Annotated in this window: 18 protein-coding genes; 8 read left to right on the top strand and 10 right to left on the bottom strand. The window is 64.0% G+C overall.

Features of this window, described 5'->3' with window-relative positions:
* Positions 1 to 987, bottom strand: a complete 987-nt coding sequence (locus V1280_RS45685) for a heme o synthase (RefSeq protein ID WP_334537832.1) — start codon at positions 985 to 987, stop codon at positions 1 to 3.
* On the opposite strand from V1280_RS45685, the gene V1280_RS45680 reads away from it, so the two are divergent.
* The 5 genes from V1280_RS45680 (at position 916) to V1280_RS45660 (ending at position 4,902) form a co-directional block, all read left to right on the top strand.
* Positions 916 to 1,227, top strand: coding sequence for a hypothetical protein (locus V1280_RS45680; RefSeq protein WP_334538674.1), 312 nt, complete (start codon positions 916 to 918; stop codon positions 1,225 to 1,227). The two genes, V1280_RS45685 and V1280_RS45680, sit on opposite strands and share 72 nt — an antisense overlap.
* 107 nt (positions 1,228 to 1,334) lie before the next feature.
* A complete protein-coding gene (locus tag V1280_RS45675; protein ID WP_334537830.1) occupies positions 1,335 to 1,688 on the top strand; it encodes a hypothetical protein in 354 nt (117 codons plus the stop codon).
* The gene (locus V1280_RS45670) at positions 1,655 to 2,953 is read left to right on the top strand and encodes a threonine/serine exporter family protein (RefSeq protein WP_334537828.1); all 1,299 of its coding nucleotides are present in this window, start codon (positions 1,655 to 1,657) and stop codon (positions 2,951 to 2,953) included. Before V1280_RS45675 ends, V1280_RS45670 begins: the two co-directional genes overlap by 34 nt.
* 106 nt (positions 2,954 to 3,059) lie before the next feature.
* Positions 3,060 to 4,391, top strand: a complete 1,332-nt coding sequence (locus tag V1280_RS45665; RefSeq protein ID WP_334537826.1) for an NAD(P)/FAD-dependent oxidoreductase — start codon at positions 3,060 to 3,062, stop codon at positions 4,389 to 4,391.
* A gap of 61 nt (positions 4,392 to 4,452) precedes the next feature.
* Positions 4,453 to 4,902 carry a hypothetical protein gene (locus V1280_RS45660; protein ID WP_334537824.1) on the top strand — a complete coding sequence of 150 codons (450 nt, stop codon included), beginning with the start codon at positions 4,453 to 4,455 and terminating at the stop codon, positions 4,900 to 4,902.
* Positions 4,903 to 4,928: 26 nt separating this feature from the next.
* Here V1280_RS45660 and V1280_RS45655 read toward each other — a convergent pair whose 3' ends face one another.
* The 7 genes from V1280_RS45655 to V1280_RS45625 form a co-directional block, all read right to left on the bottom strand.
* Positions 4,929 to 5,504, bottom strand: coding sequence for an NADPH-dependent FMN reductase (locus V1280_RS45655; protein WP_334538616.1), 576 nt, complete (start codon positions 5,502 to 5,504; stop codon positions 4,929 to 4,931).
* A 2-nt stretch (positions 5,505 to 5,506) separates the two neighbouring features.
* Positions 5,507 to 6,292, bottom strand: a complete 786-nt coding sequence (locus V1280_RS45650; RefSeq protein WP_334537822.1) for an enoyl-CoA hydratase — start codon at positions 6,290 to 6,292, stop codon at positions 5,507 to 5,509.
* 81 nt (positions 6,293 to 6,373) lie between these two features.
* The gene (locus V1280_RS45645; RefSeq protein WP_334537820.1) at positions 6,374 to 7,600 is read right to left on the bottom strand and encodes a CaiB/BaiF CoA transferase family protein; all 1,227 of its coding nucleotides are present in this window, start codon (positions 7,598 to 7,600) and stop codon (positions 6,374 to 6,376) included.
* A 40-nt stretch (positions 7,601 to 7,640) separates the two neighbouring features.
* Entirely contained in the window at positions 7,641 to 8,492 is an 852-nt protein-coding gene (locus tag V1280_RS45640) for an enoyl-CoA hydratase-related protein (protein ID WP_334537818.1), read from the bottom strand.
* 54 nt (positions 8,493 to 8,546) lie between these two features.
* A complete protein-coding gene (locus V1280_RS45635) occupies positions 8,547 to 9,767 on the bottom strand; it encodes an acyl-CoA dehydrogenase family protein (protein ID WP_148771546.1) in 1,221 nt (406 codons plus the stop codon).
* Positions 9,768 to 9,856: 89 nt separating this feature from the next.
* Entirely contained in the window at positions 9,857 to 10,807 is a 951-nt protein-coding gene (locus V1280_RS45630; RefSeq protein WP_334537814.1) for a 3-hydroxyacyl-CoA dehydrogenase NAD-binding domain-containing protein, read from the bottom strand.
* A gap of 21 nt (positions 10,808 to 10,828) precedes the next feature.
* Positions 10,829 to 11,647 carry a 3-hydroxyacyl-CoA dehydrogenase gene (locus V1280_RS45625; RefSeq protein WP_334537812.1) on the bottom strand — a complete coding sequence of 273 codons (819 nt, stop codon included), beginning with the start codon at positions 11,645 to 11,647 and terminating at the stop codon, positions 10,829 to 10,831.
* Positions 11,648 to 12,050: 403 nt separating this feature from the next.
* Between V1280_RS45625 and V1280_RS45620 the strand changes: the two genes are divergently transcribed.
* The 3 genes from V1280_RS45620 to V1280_RS45610 are packed head-to-tail and all read left to right on the top strand — an operon-like array spanning position 12,051 to position 16,391.
* Entirely contained in the window at positions 12,051 to 13,112 is a 1,062-nt protein-coding gene (locus V1280_RS45620) for an HlyD family secretion protein (RefSeq protein WP_334537810.1), read from the top strand.
* Complete coding sequence (locus V1280_RS45615) at positions 13,109 to 15,439, top strand: ABC transporter permease (RefSeq protein WP_334537808.1); 2,331 nt, start codon at positions 13,109 to 13,111, stop codon at positions 15,437 to 15,439. Before V1280_RS45620 ends, V1280_RS45615 begins: the two co-directional genes overlap by 4 nt.
* Positions 15,426 to 16,391 (top strand): HlyD family secretion protein, encoded by a 966-nt coding sequence (locus V1280_RS45610; RefSeq protein ID WP_334537806.1) that lies wholly within the window; start codon positions 15,426 to 15,428, stop codon positions 16,389 to 16,391. The genes V1280_RS45615 and V1280_RS45610 overlap by 14 nt, the downstream gene beginning before the upstream one ends.
* A gap of 60 nt (positions 16,392 to 16,451) precedes the next feature.
* Here V1280_RS45610 and V1280_RS45605 read toward each other — a convergent pair whose 3' ends face one another.
* Positions 16,452 to 16,883, bottom strand: coding sequence for a RidA family protein (locus V1280_RS45605; protein ID WP_334537804.1), 432 nt, complete (start codon positions 16,881 to 16,883; stop codon positions 16,452 to 16,454).
* An 18-nt stretch (positions 16,884 to 16,901) separates the two neighbouring features.
* Complete coding sequence (locus tag V1280_RS45600) at positions 16,902 to 18,080, bottom strand: acyl-CoA dehydrogenase family protein (protein ID WP_334537802.1); 1,179 nt, start codon at positions 18,078 to 18,080, stop codon at positions 16,902 to 16,904.
* Positions 18,081 to 18,255: the final 175 nt, after the last annotated feature.

Raw genomic sequence — 18,255 nt, 5'->3', positions numbered from 1 at the left:
TCAGACCTCGCTGAAGTTGACGATGCCATCCTGCGACGCGCGCATGAATGACGACGGCTCGCCTCGATGGTCGATCAGGAGAGCCGCGAACAGCACGAACAAATGGGCGATGGAGAATACAAATAGCCGTTGAGCGGTGCGGCGATCGGCCTCGACACTCCGGTTCAAGCGAGCCGCGAGCAGAACGAAGATCGCTCCGCCGATGGAGGCGATCGCGCCATACATCGTGCCTGCGAACCCGATCAACCATGGCAGCTCCGAGGCGAGAGCCAGCAGGCCGCTGTAGATCAATATCTGCCGCGTCGTGACCGTGCGTCCCGCGACAACCGGCAGCATCGGTACGCCCGCGCGGGCGTAATCCTCGGTGCGGTTGAGCGCCAGCGCCCAGAAATGGGGCGGCGTCCAGAGAAAGATGATGAGGAACAGCGCGAGCGGCTCCAGCCCGATGTCCCCGGTTGCCGCGGCCCATCCGATCACGGGCGGCAGCGCACCGGCGGCGCCGCCGATGACGATGTTCTGCCGTGTCGACCGCTTCAGCCACGCCGTATACACGACAACATAGAAGAGGATCGTTCCCGTCAACAACGCGGCTGCGATGAGGTTCGTCGCCAGGGCGAGAGCCACGACGGAGAAACCGCCAAGCAAAAGCCCAAGGACAAGCGCCTCGAACCGGGAGACCTTGCCGCGGGGAATTGGCCGCATGGCAGTGCGGCTCATGATCGCATCGATGTCCGCGTCGTACCACATATTGAGCACGCCGGCGGCTCCCGCTCCCGCCGCAATTGCAAGAACCGCCATAACGGTCGTTAGCGAATCAAGTCGAACCGGAGCGCAGCTCAATCCGACAAGCGCCGTGAAGAGCGCCAGCATCATCACGCGCGGCTTTGTGAGAGCGACGAAGTCAGAGACACTCCGATGGGCAGCGAGCCGATGGTCAGGTCGAGATCGTCTTTCCCCAAGCTGGCCAGCAATGGACTTGACGTTCATCTCGCGGCTCCAGGTTCATTCCGAATGCGACCTGTCGTGTTCCGTTCGAACAGCGACAGTGCGTGCGTTCAGTATGTCTGCCCAGTGGTGGCTGCGATTGAATATGGCTGCTCGATTGGTGCCAATCCTGCTCAAAATAATTGGCTGTCGCGCCTGGTCACGCCAGCATCTTTTCGTGAACGCACGATTCAAAGCGGTCCGAGCACTTTTCAACAAGCGCTTTACGCCAATCTTTCCTAGAGCAGATCATCGCCCGATGTCTGTGACGCTTGGATTCCTGGTTGGAACATCGGCGAGATTCGTTCCGTTTGTGCGGAAACGGACGCCGAGCCTACGGAGAACTATCAATGAAGACGCATTTGCTCTGGACGATTGCAGCTCTTTGCCTGGTGGCCCCAGCCGCGCAGGCGCGATCGGCCTATGACGGCTCGTGGGATCTCGTCTTCGTCACGCAAGGGGGCGCGTGCGATCCCAGCTACAACTTCACGGTCAATATCTCCGATGGAGTCGTTACCCATCCCAACCTCGTGAAATTCAGGGGATATGTCGCGAGATCCGGTTCGGTTCGCGCCTCGGTGACGGTCCAAGATAAATTTGCGTCAGGCACCGGAAGACTTTCGGGAAGCTCGGGTCGCGGAAGGTGGAGCGGCTATTCGGGAAGTTCACGATGCTCGGGTTACTGGACCGCGCAACGCAATTGAGCGGGCGGCAGGAGAGCTCGCGCGCCGAGCCGCCGTCGAGCGAGATGGCGCTGAGCACCACCGCGCTGGCGGCGGCTCTTCTGTTTGCTCACGGTCAGACCACTGAACGGACGGTTGTCGCTGCCACGCGCCTTGGGCGCGCGCTCGGCGTTGCAGTGAAGGTGCTTCCGCAATGGGACGAGCTCGTCGTCGAACTCGACGGCTCGCTCGTCTCACAAACGGCGCCCGCCAGGCCGCTCGGCGTCGACATGGGCAGGGTCCTCGCCGTTACGACGGTGATAGACCGGATCTGTGACGGCACGTTGCCGAGCGCGGCCGCGAAATCCGCGCTGGAATCAGCTGGCAGTCTGGCGCCCGCTTCCACGCCGCGCTTCGTCTTGTTCGTGGCGGTTGGCGCGGCTTCGCTGGGCGTCATCTTCGGCACACTCGATGCGGTGAACCTTCTGCTGATCGCGGCGAGCGCCGCCATCGGAGCGCTCGTCAGGCGCCGGCTGTCTGGCTTCAGCCATAACCCGCTGGTTCAGCCGCTTTGCGCCGCGCTAGTCGCCGGTGCCGTGGCGGCTGCCGCCGGCCATTTCCGCCTATCAAATGCAACAGCGCTGATCGCCTTCTGTCCCTGCATGGTGCTGGTCCCCGGTCCGCATATCCTCAACGGTGCCATCGACCTCGCTCGTACGCGTATCGCGCTTGGCATCACACGCCTGGCCTACGCCGGCGTCATAGTGTTGCTGATCTGCGCCGGCGGCCTGTTCGGGTTCACGGCCGCCGGCGGGACACTCGCGATGGCCGGATCATCTCCGCCCGTGCCCCTGATCGTCGACGTGATTGCGGCAGGATCGGCAGTCGCTTCCTTCGGCACGTTCTTCTCGATCCCGTGGCGTCTGCTGCCTTTCCCGATCGCGGTCGGCATGCTGGCGCATGCCGCACGCTGGGCGGCGATCTCCGCGGGCGCTGGTGCTCCCATCGGGGCACTCGTTGCCTGCCTGTTGGCCAGCGTCCTCACGGCGCCCGTCGTCGATCGGCTGCATCTGCCCTTCGCGGCCGTCGCCTTCTCCGCCGTTGTCTCATTGATGCCGGGCTTCTTCCTGTTCAACGCCGCGACGGGCCTTGTCGAATTGCTCTCAATCGGCCCGGGTGCACCGGTCGCTCTGCTGACCAGTATCGCCGTGAGCGGCACCACGGCACTGTCGATCATCATAGCCATGGCTTTCGGGCTGATCCTCCCGCGCTTGCTGTACGAGCGCCTCAGACCCTTCGCCGGATGATCAGGCACGGTCGTTCAATGCGCCGCAGCGCCATCCAAGATTAATCCGGGGCCCCGCTGTAGTTGATCCTGACGGGGGTGGTTGGCCCTGGAGAGTCGGTGTACCCATGACGACAATTCTCACCAAATCGTTCCCGCAAGATGAGAAGCCATTGGCAAAGCCGGCCCCGGGCAAAAAGCACGTCCTGATCGTTGGCGGCGGCTTTGCCGGTATCGCGGCGGCACGGGCCCTGAAGCGGGCCGATGTCGACATCACGCTGATCGACCGACGCAATCACCACATCTTTCAGCCGCTGCTGTACCAGGTCGCCACCGCTGTTCTGTCGCCATCCGAGATCGCGGCGCCGATCCGGCAGCTCGAGGCGAAGCAGAAAAATCTCAGCGTGTTGCTGGCCGAGGTCAAGGGTATCAACCCGGGAGCGCGTACCGTCGAGGCCATCTGTCCGGAGATCGGCAGTCGAAAGCTCGCGTACGACTTCCTGGTGATCGCGACTGGAATGCGTCCGAGCTATTTCGGTCATGACGAGTTCGCGCAGTTCGCACCGGGCCTCAAGAGCCTGAACGACGCGGAAACGATCCGGACCAGGATCCTGAGTGCGTTTGAATTGGCGGAAGCAACCGATGACGAGCAGGAACGCGCTCGACAAATGACTTTCCTCTTGGTGGGCGCCGGCCCGACCGGCGTCGAGCTTGCCGCTTCGATCGCTCAACTGGTCTCGGTGACCCTGCGCAATAATTTCCGCAAGATCGACCCGGCAAAGAGCCGCATTGTCTTGCTGGATGGCGGCACGCGCATTCTGCCGACCTTCGCAGAATCGCTGTCGCGAAAGGCCGTCAACCGACTCGCGAAACTCGGCGTCGAAGTTTCGACGGGCGTGAAGGTCGAGAAGGTCGACGATCAGGGCGTGATCGCAGCCGGCGTCCGCATTCCCAGCGCCACCGTGCTGTGGACAGCCGGCGTCAGCGCCTCGCCGGTCGTGAAAATGCTCGGGACCCAAACGGACCGCGCCGGGCGCGCATTCGTCGGCGCCTTCATGGACGTTCCCGAGGCGCCCAACGTCTTTGTAGCTGGAGATGCTGCCACGATGACCCAGGATGGCCATCCCGTCCCCGGCGTGGCCCAGGCGGCCATTCAGCAGGGACGATTCGTCGGACAAGTCATCGCCAACCGTGTCAGGGGACACAAGGATGGTCGTCCGTTTCGGTACCGCAACAAGGGCAATATGGCGGTGGTCGGCAAGAACTTCGCCATCCTAGAGACCCGCCATTTGCGCAGCAGCGGCTTTGTGACCTGGCTGATATGGGCTGCGCTGCACGTGCTCGCGCTGCCGCAGCTTCAGAACAGGTTTCGAGTCCAGACGCAGTGGCTCTGGTCGTATCTGTCGGGGCAACGGAGCTCACGGCTGATATCCGAACGGCCGCGGCCGCCCGCGTCATAGTCGAAAGTCAGGCCCGATACCCGTTACCGCCGGCTTCTCCGGCCGGTTGGAGATAACACCTGTGGACGCCTCCATCATCTCCGCGCTCGCCGCTCTCACGGGAGCGGCCGTGGGCGGTCTGACAAGCGGAATAGCGAATTGGCGGAGCCAGCGAAGCCAGGTCCGCGCCCAGTGGGTTCTTCACGAGGAGACTCGCCGGCAGACCCTGTACAGGGACTTCATCGAAGACGCCGCCAAATGTTACATCGATGCGCTCCAGCACGATAAGGCCGACATTCCGAGCCTGGTCAGCCTTTACGCCAAAATGAGCGCGATGCGGGCAATATCTTCGAAGCCGGTGGTCCATCATGCCGAGGACGTCACCCGCAAAATCCTGGACACCTATCTCGAGCCGGACAAGAGCTTCGTCGAGCTACGCGAGATGGCCATCGACGGCACGATCGATCTGTTGCGTGACTTCAGCGGGGCGTGCCGTGACGAATTCGAGCAAATGCGGCCGATCCATTTTTGAACGTCACGCTGCGGTTTCAGCTCGCGTCAGGCGCGCTGCCCCTGCGAGCGCATCGTCTCGGCCCAATTGACGAACGCCTGCATGAACCCTTCAAGGAATTTGTGGATGCCGTCGCCGGCGAGCTTGCCGCGCTCGTCGAACAACTTGTCGACGTGACCAAGATAGGCCTCGGGCTGCTGTAAGGTCGGCACGTTCAGAAACACGAGCGACTGCCTGAGATGATGATTGGCGCCGAAGCCTCCGATCGCTCCGGGCGAGCCGCTGACGATTGCACCCGGCTTGCGGTCCCAGACGCTATGTCCATACGGTCTGGAACCGACATCCAGTGCATTCTTGAGCACGGCCGGCACCGACCGGTTATACTCCGGCGTGACGAACAGAACTGCATCTGCGGCCGTGATACGCTGCCGGAATGCGGTCCATTGCGGGGGCGGAGCGGCAGTATCGAGATCCTCATTGTAAAACGGCAGCCCTCCGATCTCGACGACGTCGAATTTCATCGAGGACGGCGCCAGCGAGATCAGTGCATTCGCCAGCATTCCGTTGAACGACGCCTTCCGCAGGCTTCCAACCAACACGCACACATTCATCGGCTTATCCATGGTCATGCCGTCGCTTGAGACTTGATGTTTCGCGTGAAGTCGGGCTTGCGCTTTTCCACGAAGGCCGTGAACGCCTCTCTTGCGTCATCGGAGCGGACTTGCGAACTGAACTCCTCGTTCTCGGCCTTCATCGCCGCCCTGATCTGCTCGCGAAATGGCTGCTTCATGAGCCTCTTGCTGGCCTGCATCGCCGCGGCCGGCTTCGCGGCCAATTTTCGGGCCGTGTCGGTTGCCTTTGCCCGGAGATCGCTATCGGGAACGACTTCGGTGACCAGACCCAGCTCCGCAGCGCGCTTGGCATCAAAGGGAGATCCCATCAAAATCAGTTCGGCTGCACGGACGTGACCAATCCGCGCCGGCACGGACCAACTCGATCCGAACTCCGGAACAAGCGCCAGATTGATGAAGGGCATCTGGAATTTTGCGCTCTCGCCCGCGTAGATGAAATCGCAATGCGTCAGCATGGTCGTGCCGCCGCCGATCGCGGCGCCGTGGACTGCCGCGACCAGCGGCTTGTCAAAGCCGAGCAGCGCGTCCATCAGCCGGAACTGTGGCGACTCTCCAGGCCCCGGCGGATTTTTGAGAAAGTCCTCGATATCGTTGCCGGCGCAGAACGAATCTCCCGCGCCATGCCAGAGGACGGCGCGTGTGCTCGCGTCATTCGCAGCCGCGTTGAAAATGTCCGCAAGAGCCACGTACATGGCTGACGTCATCGCGTTCCGCTTTGTCGGCCGGTTCAACTGGATGCGCAGGATACCTGCGGCCTGTTCGGTGACGATCTCATCCATTGGCGAACTCCTGGTCCCTTTGGTGATTTTCACTGCGAGCGCGGGGTCGCGGCGGCCTGCCGCCGCGCCCCCGCCGCCGCACTAGGCCGCGTGTTCCTTCGCCTTCGGAACGGTGCCGCTCGCATGCAGACCATCGATTTCCGCGGCGCTGAATCCCAGCTGCCGAAGGACTTCGTCGTTGTGTTCTCCAATCTTCGGGGCGCGTTTCGCGGACACCTTGGCGACGCCGTGCACCTGAAGCGGGCTCGAGATCGTGGACGTCAGCTTGCCCCCGGCACCCTCGAGCGGAACGATGATGTCGTTCGCCCGGAGCTGGGGATCGTTGATCACCTCCTGCGGACCGCGTACCGCTCCGAACGTCACGTGGACGCCGTTGAACACCTCGTACCAATGTGACATCGGCTCGGAACAGAAGGTCTGGTCGAGAATCGCCGTAAGCTCCGCCATGTTCGCCATCAGCTTGGCCGGGTCGGAGAACCGCGGATCGGTCAGGAGATCGGGCCGGCCGATCGCCTTCGCCACGGCCTCCATCTTGTCGGGCGTGATGATGAGGACGAACCAGGTATCATCCTTGGCGCGATAGACGTTCATGGCCGCATTTGCGGGGTGCATACGATCGTGCAGCCCGAAGAATTTCGCATCGCAGAGTGCTGCCTGGATCGAGACGCTGGCGGACCACACGCCCTCGGCGAGTAGCGAGGTCGTGACATGGGCCCCCGCCCCCGTGCGCTCGCGACGATACAGTGCGGTGACGATCGCCGAATAGAGCCCGACCGCGGTGGCATTGTCGCCGCTCCCGGCCACGGGCCAGGTCGGCGGCGCACCGGCATCGCGGGTCATCGACAGCAAACCGCTGCGAGCCCAGTATGACGTGATATCAAAGCCGGGGAGATTTGCATCCGGACCCTTGTCGCCGAAGCCCGTGAGGTCTGCGTAGATCAGCCGCGGATTCCACCCCACCACATCTTCATATTCGAGCTTCAGTTTCTTGCGCGCGGGATGCGGCGTGTTGACGATGAGCACGTCGGCCCATTTGACGAGCTTCTCGAGAACCTGATGCGCGCTCGGGGATTTCAGATCGAGCGCCATGCCGCGCTTGTTGCGATTGGCCAGATGCCAGGGATAGGCATCGTCGGCGACCGGCTGCGGCGGGAGATGGTTTGCATGCCGCCACAGCTCGCCGCTCGGCGGCTCCACCTTGATCACGTCGGCCCCGAAATCGGACAAGATTACGGCCGCGCTGGGGCCCGCGATGAAACTCGCGAGGTCCACCACCTTCAGTCCGGAGAAAATGTTGTCGTTTGCCATGGGTGGTCCTTTCCAGATCCTCGTAGAGGGCGGCCTTGCTTCAGCGTCCGCGAAACTGCGGCGCCCGTTTCTCGAGGAAGGCAGCGGTGCCTTCCTTCTTGTCTTCGGTGGCGGCGCAAATGCCGAAGAAGGAGGCTTCCAGCGCGAAGCCTTCGGCTTGGCTCGTGTCCATGCCTTTGTTGGCGGCATCCAGCGAGAACTTCACCGCGATCGGCGCGTTAGCCATGATCTGCTTCAGAATCGCTTCGGCACGATCAATCAGGCTGCCCGCGGCAACGACTTCGTTGACGAGCCCGATGCGATAAGCCTCCTGCGCGGAAATCGTCTCGCCCGTGAGGATCAGCTGGAGCGCACGCCCCTTTCCCACCAGGCGCGGCAAGCGCTGCGTGCCACCACCGCCGGGCAGCAGACCCAGCTTGACCTCGGGTTGACCGAATTTGGCGTGCTCCGCGGCGATCCTGATGGTGCAGGCCATCGCGGTCTCGCAGCCGCCGCCGAGCGCGAAGCCGTTGATCGCACCGATCACCGGCTTGCCGAGATTTTCGATGAGGTCCAGCACGCCCTGCCCGAACCGGCTGGACTCCTCGGCATCGTAGGCGTCGACATGCGCGAGCTCACTGATGTCGGCGCCTGCGATGAACGCCTTGTCGCCGGCGCCGGTGAGGATCACACCGCGCACGGACGCGTCTGCTTTGGCGTCCTCGAACGCGGCATGCAGATCGGTCCAGGTCGGCGTATTGAGCGCGTTGAGCACCTTGGGGCGATTGACGGTCATATAGGCGATCGCGCCCTTTTTCTCGTACAGGACGTTCGCAAGCGCCAGCGCCGCTCTGGAGGCTGAGGCTGGTGCTGTTGCAGGCGAAGGGGTGAACGGTGCAGTTCCCGAAACCATAGTAATGTCTCCTGGTAGGGCGGCCGGCGCGGGTGCGCCGGCGCCGCTGAGAGGTCAGAGGAAAGCGCCGTGACCGGTGATGGCCTTGCCGACGATCAGATTCTGCATCTGATACGTGCCTTCGTAGGAATACAGCGCCTCGGCGTCGGCGAAGAAGCGCGCGACGTTGTAGTCGGCGACGATGCCGTTGCCGCCCAGCACCTCGCGGCCCCAGGAGACCGTCTCGCGCGATTTCGAAGTGCAGAACGCCTTCGCCAGTGCCGCGTGATGGTCGCCGAGCTTGCCTTCGTCATCGAGTTGCGCCAGGCGGAGCATCAGGCACTGGCACGCGGTCAGATTGCCGAGCATCTTGGCGAGCAGATCCTGGATCAGCTGGAACGAGGCGATCGGCTTGCCGAATTGCAGTCGCTCCTGGGCGTATTTGAGGGTGGCCTCGTATGCGCCCATCTGGATGCCGGTTGACGCCCAGCCCACCATGTACCGCGTCATCCGCAGCACGCGCGCGGTGTCGCGGAACGAATTGCCGCCCTGGAGGCGGTTTGCTTCAGGCACCCGCACGTCCTTCAGCGTGATCTGGCCGTTCTGGACCACCTTGAGCGCGATCTTGTGCTCGATCTTCTCGACGCTGAAACCGGGCGTCGACTTGTTCTCGACGATGAAGCCTTTAACCTGATTGTCGGCAAGATCGCGCGCCCAGATGATCGAAATGTCGCACCACGGCGCGTTGCCGATCCACCGCTTCTGCCCATTGAGAACCCAGGTGTCGCCCTCACGCTTGGCCGTCGTGGTCAGACCGCCGCTCGTTCCGGAGCCGACCAGCGGCTCGGTGAGGCCGAAGCAGCCGATCTTTTCCCAACGCGCCATCGCCGGCAACCATTTCTGCTTCTGCTCCTCGGAGCCGTCGAGATAGATCGAGCCCATGGCGAGGCCGCTATGCACGCCGAAGAACGTGCAGAACGAGGCGTCGGTGCGCGCCAGCTCCATCGCGACGAAGCCGAACAGCTTCTGGCTCCCGCCGGCGCAGCCATACCCCTCGAAGCCGAGCCCGCCGAGGCCGAGCTCCTTGAACGACGGCAGCAGCTCGAACGGAAACGCATCGTCGGACCAGTACTTGTTGATGACCGGCTGAACCTTGGTCTCCATGTAGGTCCGCACCTTCTTGACGAGCGCCTTTTCGTCCGGGGTGAGAAGGTCGACCAGTTGATAGAAGTCGCCATCGGGTGCGGGCGCCGGCTTCGGCGCGGCGGTCTTGCCTGCTGTGGTTGCGGTGGGCATTTGCGATCTCTCCTCGCTGCGGCTCGGAAGCCGAAAAAGTGAAGGACGGGTTGAAGCTGTGATTGATCTCGTCGGCGCAGGCGGTTTCGTCAGCCCGGCTTGCCCGCTTTCTTGCGCAGCTCGATCAGGCCGAGCAGAATTTCGTCGCGCTCCGCCTCCAGCTGCTCGATGGTGCGCGACCCGGCCTCGGCATGGACGCTGTCGATGAGCTTCTTCTGCACGTCCGGCGTCAGCACCGGCGAGCCGAGCGTCTTCCACCAGGCCGTCATCGGGCCAGTGAACTGCTGGAAGAAGTGCTCGATGCCGCCCGGACCGCCGCCGAGATGATTGAGCATCAGGCTGCCCATGACGCCCCAGCGCAGGCCAGGACCCCAGCTCAGGGCGGTGTCGACGTCGGCGGCGCTCACCACACCCTCGGCGACGAGGTAATAGACCTCGCGGCTCAGCGCGGCCTGCAGGCGGTTGGCGACATGGCCCGGCATTTCCTTGTTGAGGCGCACCGTCCGCTGCCCGATCGACGTGTAGAATTCTGCGGCGCGCCGGATCGTGGCTTCCGAGGTCTTTGCCCCGCCGACGATCTCCGTCAGCGGAATCAAGTGGGGCGGATTGAATGGATGGGCGATGACGCAGCGCTCGGGATGGGACGCGGCGCCCTTCTGGATTTCGCTCATGGTGAGCCCCGACGAGCTCGATGCGATGATCACGTCGGGCGGCAACAGCTCGTCGAGTTGGCCATAGAGCTTCTGCTTGAACTCGATGCGCTCCGGCCCGTTCTCCTGGACAAGGTCGGCGCCGGCGAGCGCCTGCGCGATATCGGGCGTGAAGGTGAGATTCGACTGCGACGCTCCGGGCGACAGGCCCAATCGCTTGAGCGCCGGCCAGGCCGTTTCGACGAACTTCCTCAGAGCTGCCTCTGCGTTCGGCGCGATATCGGTCGCGACGACCTGAAGTCCTTTGGCGAGAAACAGCGAGCTCCAGCTCGCACCGATCACGCCGGTACCGATGATGGCGATGCGGCGAATGGGCTTGGTGTCGGTCATGTCATTCTCTCCAATGCGTTGTCAGACTTCGGCGTAGGCGATGCCGGTGAGGTTGCCCTGGGCGAAGAGGAAGTTGCGCTCGCCGGATCCGTCGAGCCGTGCGGAGTAGATCGAGCCGGCGAAATCGGTCACGAACATGCGATCGTTCGGGACGTCGAGCGCGATGCCGATCCCCTCCATGAGATGGGTCACCACGATCTCGGACTCGGCAGGCTTGTTGTCGATCGACGCCCGGTTCACCGTGTTGCCGCGCGGTGGATCACCGCGATCGGTCCAGTAGAGAACGCGGTTCTTGTGGTCGATCTCCAGATCGATCGGCTCCGGCAAGCCGTCGTAGAAGATCTCGATGTCGGATCTCGTGGCCGCGGTCTGGCCGGCGGGTATTTCGACATTGGCGCGGAAGATGCGGCCGAGCCCGGCATTGTCGGGGCCCTTTTGCGTCCAGTAGATCCGTCCGAATTTCGGATCGATCGCCAGCCCGACGCACCACCGGGTCTGATCCTTGCTATCGGCCTCGCCGCGCCCGGCCTCGATGAGCGTCTCCAGCCGCGAGCCGTCGAGGTTGCAGCGCATGAGGCGCATTCCCTCGCGGTCGCACCAATAGAGCTTGCCACTCTTCTTATCGAGAATGATCTGCTTGGGCGTGTGGGTGTGTCCCTGCGGGACGATGGTCTTGCGGTTCTTGCCGTCGATGTCGGCGCGCTCGATGGACCCGTCATCCAGGCTCGGGATGCCCATGTTGGTCCAGTAGATATGGCCAGCCTCGACATCCACGACGATGCCGTCCGGAAGGTGGCAGCCGGTCACGATGGTCGTGCGTTCGGAGCCATCTGTTTTCATGGCGTGAATGCAGCCTGCATTCAGTTCGAGGACGAAGAGACGAGGGATCGCGGGGGTTGATGTCGTGACGGCGTTTGGCATGTCGCACCTGCATCCTGGCCCGACCACGGACCGGGTCAGGTGACGCGACTATGACGCGATCGCCGTCATTCATCTTGGACAGGAATGTCATCGCTGGGATGGGTTTGCTGCTTGATCCCCTGCCCCCTCCGTGGGCATCGGGACAACGAACGAAGCGAGAGCAGCAGCTTTCAACAAGTCGGACATCAAACGTCCAAGCGTGGGCAACGGGCAGGCTACATGGTCGGTTCTGACTCAAAAAATTCATCGCCTCGCGATTGCAGCCGGGCCTGACAACCGAATAAAGTAAATGGCCATCCGGCCATCAGAAAGGGAGTCAGGCATGGACGTGCCGAGCTCTGACAAGGACATTCAAAGCAAGCCCGACGCGCCGGGTAACGGACAGGTGAAAGCCGCGCGCAACCCGACACGCACACCCTCCATCATCGTCGGTGTCGTTGCGGCTGCCGTGGTTGGGCTTTCCGTCTTCTATCTGTTGCGGCCTCAACCCTTGCTGGTCCAGGGCGAGGTCGATGCAACGCGGCTCGATATCGCGGCGCGCGTGGACGGACGGGTCGGCAAGATTCCCGTCGAGCGCGGCCAGAACGTTGCTGCGGGCGCAGTGCTCGTCCAGATCGACAATCCCGAGACACTGGCCAAGCACGAACAGATGAAGGCGGCCAAGGCTGTTGCGGATGCGCAGCTTGCCAATGTGCTGGTCGGAACGCGGGCGGAGGTGATCGCGGCACGGACGGCGGAAATGGAGCGGGCGCAGGCGGCGCTCGTGCTGGCGCAGAAGACGTACGACCGCACGCACACTTTGACCGATCAGGGCAACGCGCCGCAGGCCCGCCTCGACCAGGCGACCGATGCGCTGCATGAAAGCGAGCGCGCGGTCGATCAGGCCAAATCGGCCTATGAGCAGGCGGTCAACGGCTACACCAAGGAGGAGCGGGCCATTGCCGGGAGCAATGTCGAAAAGGCCAGCGCCGACATCCAGAGTGTCCAGTCGATTATCGATCAGCTGGTGGTCTACGCGCCCATAGCTTCCCAAGTCTACCAGCGCAACGTGGAGCCTGGCGAATACGTGTCACCGGGCGTCCCGCTCGTCACCTTGATCAATCTGGCCGACCTCTGGGTCCACTTCGATCTTCGCGAGGATCTCGTCAAAGGCCTGAAGGTCGGCGATCGCTTCGATGTCCGCATTCCGGCGCTGGGCGACCGCTCCGTCACAGTCGAGGTCAAGCTCATCGCCACCAAGGGCGAATATGCGAGCTGGCGGGCGACGCGTGCGACCGGTGATTTCGACCTGCGGACGTTTTCGATCCGCGCCTATCCGGTGCAGCCGGTGCCCGAGCTGCGACCGGGAATGAGCGCCTATCTCGACTGGAAGTCGCGGCCATGAGGCCGGCGCCAAAGCCCGGATTTCTGCTGGTCGCGCGACGCGAATGCCGCTGGCTGTTTCATGATCGCGTGGCACTGCTCCTGATCTTCGGCGTGCCTCTGTTTGCGTTCGTGGTGCTCACCACGGTCTTTAGCCAGCCGGTCATCCGCGGGCTCGGCGTGACTGTCGTCGACGAGGACAAGTCGGACGCCTCGCGTGCGCTGGTGGAATACGTCGCGGCGTCGCCGAGCCTGAACATCGTCGACCGTTCCGGGACATTGTCCACGGCGGTGCAGGACATCCGGTCGGGCAAGGCGATCTCGGCGATCCATATCCCGCCGGATTTCGAGCGCGACCTGCAGGCGCAACGCCGCCCGCAGGTGGTCGCCTTCTATAACCAGCAGTTCCTGACGGCGGCGGGCATCGCCTCCTCGGGTCTGAGCGATGCGCTGTCCGCCGCGGCGGCCGTGGCCGCTCCCGCCAGGAGCGCCGCGCCCGCGGCGGCTTCGATCGGGACGATCTCGACCGAGACGATCGCGCTGGTCAATCCGCAGAAAAACTATGCCCAGTTCCTGCTGCGCGCGCTGCTGCCGACGATCATCCACGTAGTGATGACGCTCGCTGCGGGCTACTCGGTCGGCTCCGAATTCCGCCGCCGCGATGCGCGGGCGTGGCTCGCAAGCGCCGGAGGTGATCCGGTGACAGCGCTGGCCGGCAAGCTCGCACCGCTGTTTTGCATCTTCCTCGTGATCATGCTGGCCGAGCCGCTGGTGCTCGAAGGCGTGCTCGAAGTCCCCTTCAAGGGCGACCTGCCGCTGATGATTGCCGCCGGCTCGCTCCTGATCATTGCCTACCTGTCGCTGGGCGCCCTGCTCCAGCTGCTGGTCCGCGACCTCGCGACCGGGCTCGGGCTTGCGGGCCTGTTTGCCTCTCCCGCATTCGGCTATGCTGGCGTCGGATTTCCCACCGTCGGCATGAACGCCTTTGCGCATGTGTGGAGCGCGATCCTGCCGCTACGCTGGTACATGGCGGTCCTGCTGGGACAGGCGGCGCGCGGGTTGCCGATCGCGGAATCCGCCGTCCCCTTTGCGGCGCTCGCGGGCCTCGCGCTGCTGTTTGCCGGCCTGGCCTGGCTGCGCATGGCGAACCTGACGCGCAGCGGCTGGTTCGAGGCGGCGCGCCCCGAAGAGCCCCCCGCAATCGAGCCCGCGCCGCGCGGCATCGGCGGCGCCTTCACGGCGGAGTGGCGGCGCGTGCTGGGAACGCGGAGCGCCTTCAGCGTGCTGTTCCTGGCGCCGCTGGTTTACGGCGTCTATTACCCGCAGCCCTATCTGAACCAGATCCTGCGCAAGCTTCCGATCGCGGTCGTCGACAACGATCTCAGCGATCTCAGCCGCCGGATGGTCGAGACGCTGGATGCGAGCGGCGCATTAAGCGTTGCGGTTCGTGCCCGCACGCTTGCGGAGGCACACACCGCAATCGATCGCGGAGAGGCCTTTGCCGCCGTCGACATTCCGGCAGGCACCGAGCGCGACGTGCTCAAGGGCATCACCGCACACATCCCGGTCTACGCGGATGCCACCTACCTCTTCGTCTTCAGATCAACTGCAAGTGGCGTCGCCACCGCGCTCGGCGCCCTGTCGTCCGAGCTGGTGTCACGCGGCGGACGCTCGGATGGCAGCCTGGTCAAGGCGAAGCTCGCAAGCGCGAGCCCGGCCGACGTTCTGCTGCAACCGATCTTCAACCCGGTCGGCGGCTATGCGAGCTATGTCGTTCCAGCCGCGTTCGTCCTGATCCTCCAGCAGACCCTGCTGATCGGCGCGGCGATGCTGACCGGCTCGGCGCTGGCGGGCGGCGGCGGCGCGTTCACCGGGGTGCTCGGCCGCGGCGTCGCGCATCTGACCATCTACCTGCCGGCCGTCACGCTCTATCTCATCGTGCTGCCGCGGATCTACGGTTTCTCGACACTCGGCCATCTGCCGCAGATCTTCGCGCTCGCGACCATCTTCCTGCTGGCGACGAGTTTTATGGGCCAGGCGGTCGGAGCCTGGTTCACGCGGCCGGAGAACGCGACCATCCTGCTGCTGGCGACCAGCCTGCCGCAGTTCTTCATGGCCGGCTTTGCATGGCCGCGCGAGGCGATTCCCGATGTGGCCCTCGCCTTCGGCCGGATTTTCCCCGCCGATTCCGCGATCGACGGTCTCGTGCGCATCAACCAGCTCGGCGCCGGTATCTGGGAGGTCACCCATGACTGGCTCGGGCTCTGGTTGCTGGCGCTGGTCTATTTCGCGCTTGCGGTGATCTCGGCATTCGTCGTCAAGAGAGGACAGCGACATGCGCAAGGCTAGGGTTGCGGCCATCATTGCGCTCGCGCTCGTCGCGGGCATCCTGATCATATCCGCAAATCGTTCCGGATCACCGCCTGCACTCGTCGGTGTCGTGCGCACGACCGAAGTGAGAGTGGAGCCGGAGGTGACCGGACAGCTCCAGTCGATTGCGGTCGAGAAGGGCGCCACTGTGCGCGCGGGCGATATTCTGGCACGGCTCTCCGCAGTGGAGTTGACGGCCCAGGCGGACCAGGCCCGCGCTGCACTGGCATCAGTAACCGCCAACCGCAACAACGTCTATGCCGGTGTTCGCCGTGAACAGGTCGACTCGCTGAAAGCCGCCATCGCCAAGGCCAGCGCGCGCCTCGACTATGTGCAGGCCCAACTCACCAGGACCAGCACGCTGGCGCGCCAGAGCTTCGAATCCCAGCAGTCGCTCGACCAGGCCGAAAACGACGTTGCCAGCGCGCGTGCCGATGTCGCCGAGGCCCAGGCCAACTACGATGCCGCCGTGGCGGGACCGACCCGGGAAGAGCGCGCGATCGCCGACACGCAGGTGCAAGCCGCGGCCGCCGCGGTCACCGTGCTCGAGCGCCGCCTGGACAAGATGGTGTTGCGCGCACCGGCCGACGGCGTGGTCAGCGTCATCGCCGCCGAGGTCGGCGAAAACGTTCGCGCGGGCCAGCCGATCCTGGTGGTCGAGGCGGCGGGCAAGCAATGGCTATCATTCAACGTGCGCGAGGATCACCTCGATCGTCTCGCGATGGGAGAGACGGCGAACGTGATGCGGCGCGGCGCCGACGCCGCAACCAAGGCGGTCGTCACCGAGCTGCGGCCACTCGGCGTGTTCGCCACATGGCAGGCCGAGCGAGTGATCGGCGATCATGACCGCAACACGCTGCGCCTGCGCCTTGACCCAGCGGGAGAGTTGACAGGCCTTGAGCCGGGCATGACGGTTTGGATCGACCGTTAGCACCCGGCGATTGAAATCACAGAGCTATATTTCTGCTCTAATCGACCCTTTGCGCCCTCATCAGCGCGGGACGACGGCCGTCGCTTCGATCTCGACACGCGAGGACGGCTCGACGAGACGCACGATCTGCACCAGCGCCATGCTGGGGTAATGGGTGCCAATCACCTCGCGGTAGACTTTGCCGAGCGCCTTCAGGTTCGACACGTATTCGTCCATGTCCACGACGTACCAGGTCAGCCGCACAAGATGGTCCGGCCGCGCGCCCCCCTCTGCCAGGATCGCGACGATGTTTTCGAGCGCCTGCCGGACCTGCGCAACAAACCCGTCGGCAAATCGGCCAGCAACGTCCCAGCCGACGACACCACCCGTCACGACAAGGCGTCCCTCGGCCATGATGCCGTTAGAATAGCCCTTCGGCTGCGGCCAGCCGCTGGGCTGAAGCACTTGCAGACCACTGGTGGCGCCGGCTTCCGGCTTTCTCATCGTACTCATGCGGAGTTCTCAATCCTGTCAGCGCGGCTTCAAGAGGTCGCGGGCAACAATCAGTTTCTGGACCTCGGTCGCGCCCTCGTAGATGCGCAGCGCGCGGATTTCGCGGTAGAGGCTTTCAACGATCTCACCCTTGCGCACACCGCGACCGCCGAACATCTGCACGGCCCGGTCGATGACGCGCTGCGCGGTCTCGGTGGCGGTCAGCTTCGCCATCGCCGCTTCGCGCGTCGTCGGTAGCTTCTGGACATCGCGACGCCAGGCCGCGCGGTAGGTCAGCAGCGCGGCGGCGTCGGTGTCGGTCGCCATGTCCCCGAGCGCGGCCTGGGTCAGCTGAAGATCTCCCAATGTCGCGCCGAACATGTGCCGGCTGCGCGCATGCGACAGCGCTTCGTCGAGCGCGCGCCGGGCAAAGCCGAGGGCTGCGGCTGCGACCGACGCACGGAAAATATCCAGCGTCTGCATCGCGAGCTTGAAGCCGCCGCCCGGCGCGCCGAGGCGACGGCTCGCCGGAATCCGGCAATTGCTAAAGCGCAACGTCGCCAGCGGATGCGGCGCGATGACGTCGATGCGCTCGGCGATGCCAAAGCCGGGATCATCGGGAAAGACGACAAAGGCCGAGATGCCGCGCGCGCCCGGCGCCTCACCGGTTCGCGCAAACAGCGTGTAGACGTCGGCAATGCCGCCGTTTGAAATCCAGGTCTTCTCGCCATCGATGACGTAGTCGTTGCCGTCAGCCAGCGCCGTGCATGACATCGCCGCAACGTCAGATCCGGCTTCCTTCTCGGACAGCGCGAAGGCCGCGAGCCATTCGCCTGAACGAACCTTTGGCAGCACGGCCTTGCGCAGCTCGGCCGAACCGCCGAGCGCGATCGCGCCTGAACCGAGCCCCTGCATGGCGAAGGCAAAATCGGCCAGGCCATCGGCATAAGCGAGCGACTCGCGCGACAGGCAGATCGAACGAGAATCGATTGTCGTGGCATCGCCATCGGGAGCCGCGACCGCGCAATCGAGCAACCCCGCCTCACCCATCGCGCGCACGAGCCTGCGGCAGGCGCCATCGACGTCGCTGTGGTCGATCTTGTCGAGGGCCCCCGACTGCACGAAGCGGTCGAGTGCATCGCCAATCGCATGATGACGCGGCTCGAAAAACGGCCAGTCCAGCCATTCGCGCCTGATGACTTTTGCAACGGAGCTCATCTGATCCCTCCTCCGCTCACGGTGCGGCCTCGCTTTCGCGGGGGCACGCCCTGTGCTGAACCTTCACCTGAATTATTTTAAGCCTAAAATATTTCGCTGATGCGCGCCTTGTCAAGGTGGGTTCTGCAAAGACCTTGGCGACAGGGTCGGCTCCCAAGCGTCGATCTTGAGATAC

The organism is Bradyrhizobium sp. AZCC 2230, assembly GCF_036924495.1.
In the GTDB taxonomy this organism is placed as follows: domain Bacteria; phylum Pseudomonadota; class Alphaproteobacteria; order Rhizobiales; family Xanthobacteraceae; genus Bradyrhizobium; species Bradyrhizobium rifense.
This window is presented reverse-complemented; position numbering and strand designations above follow the sequence as displayed.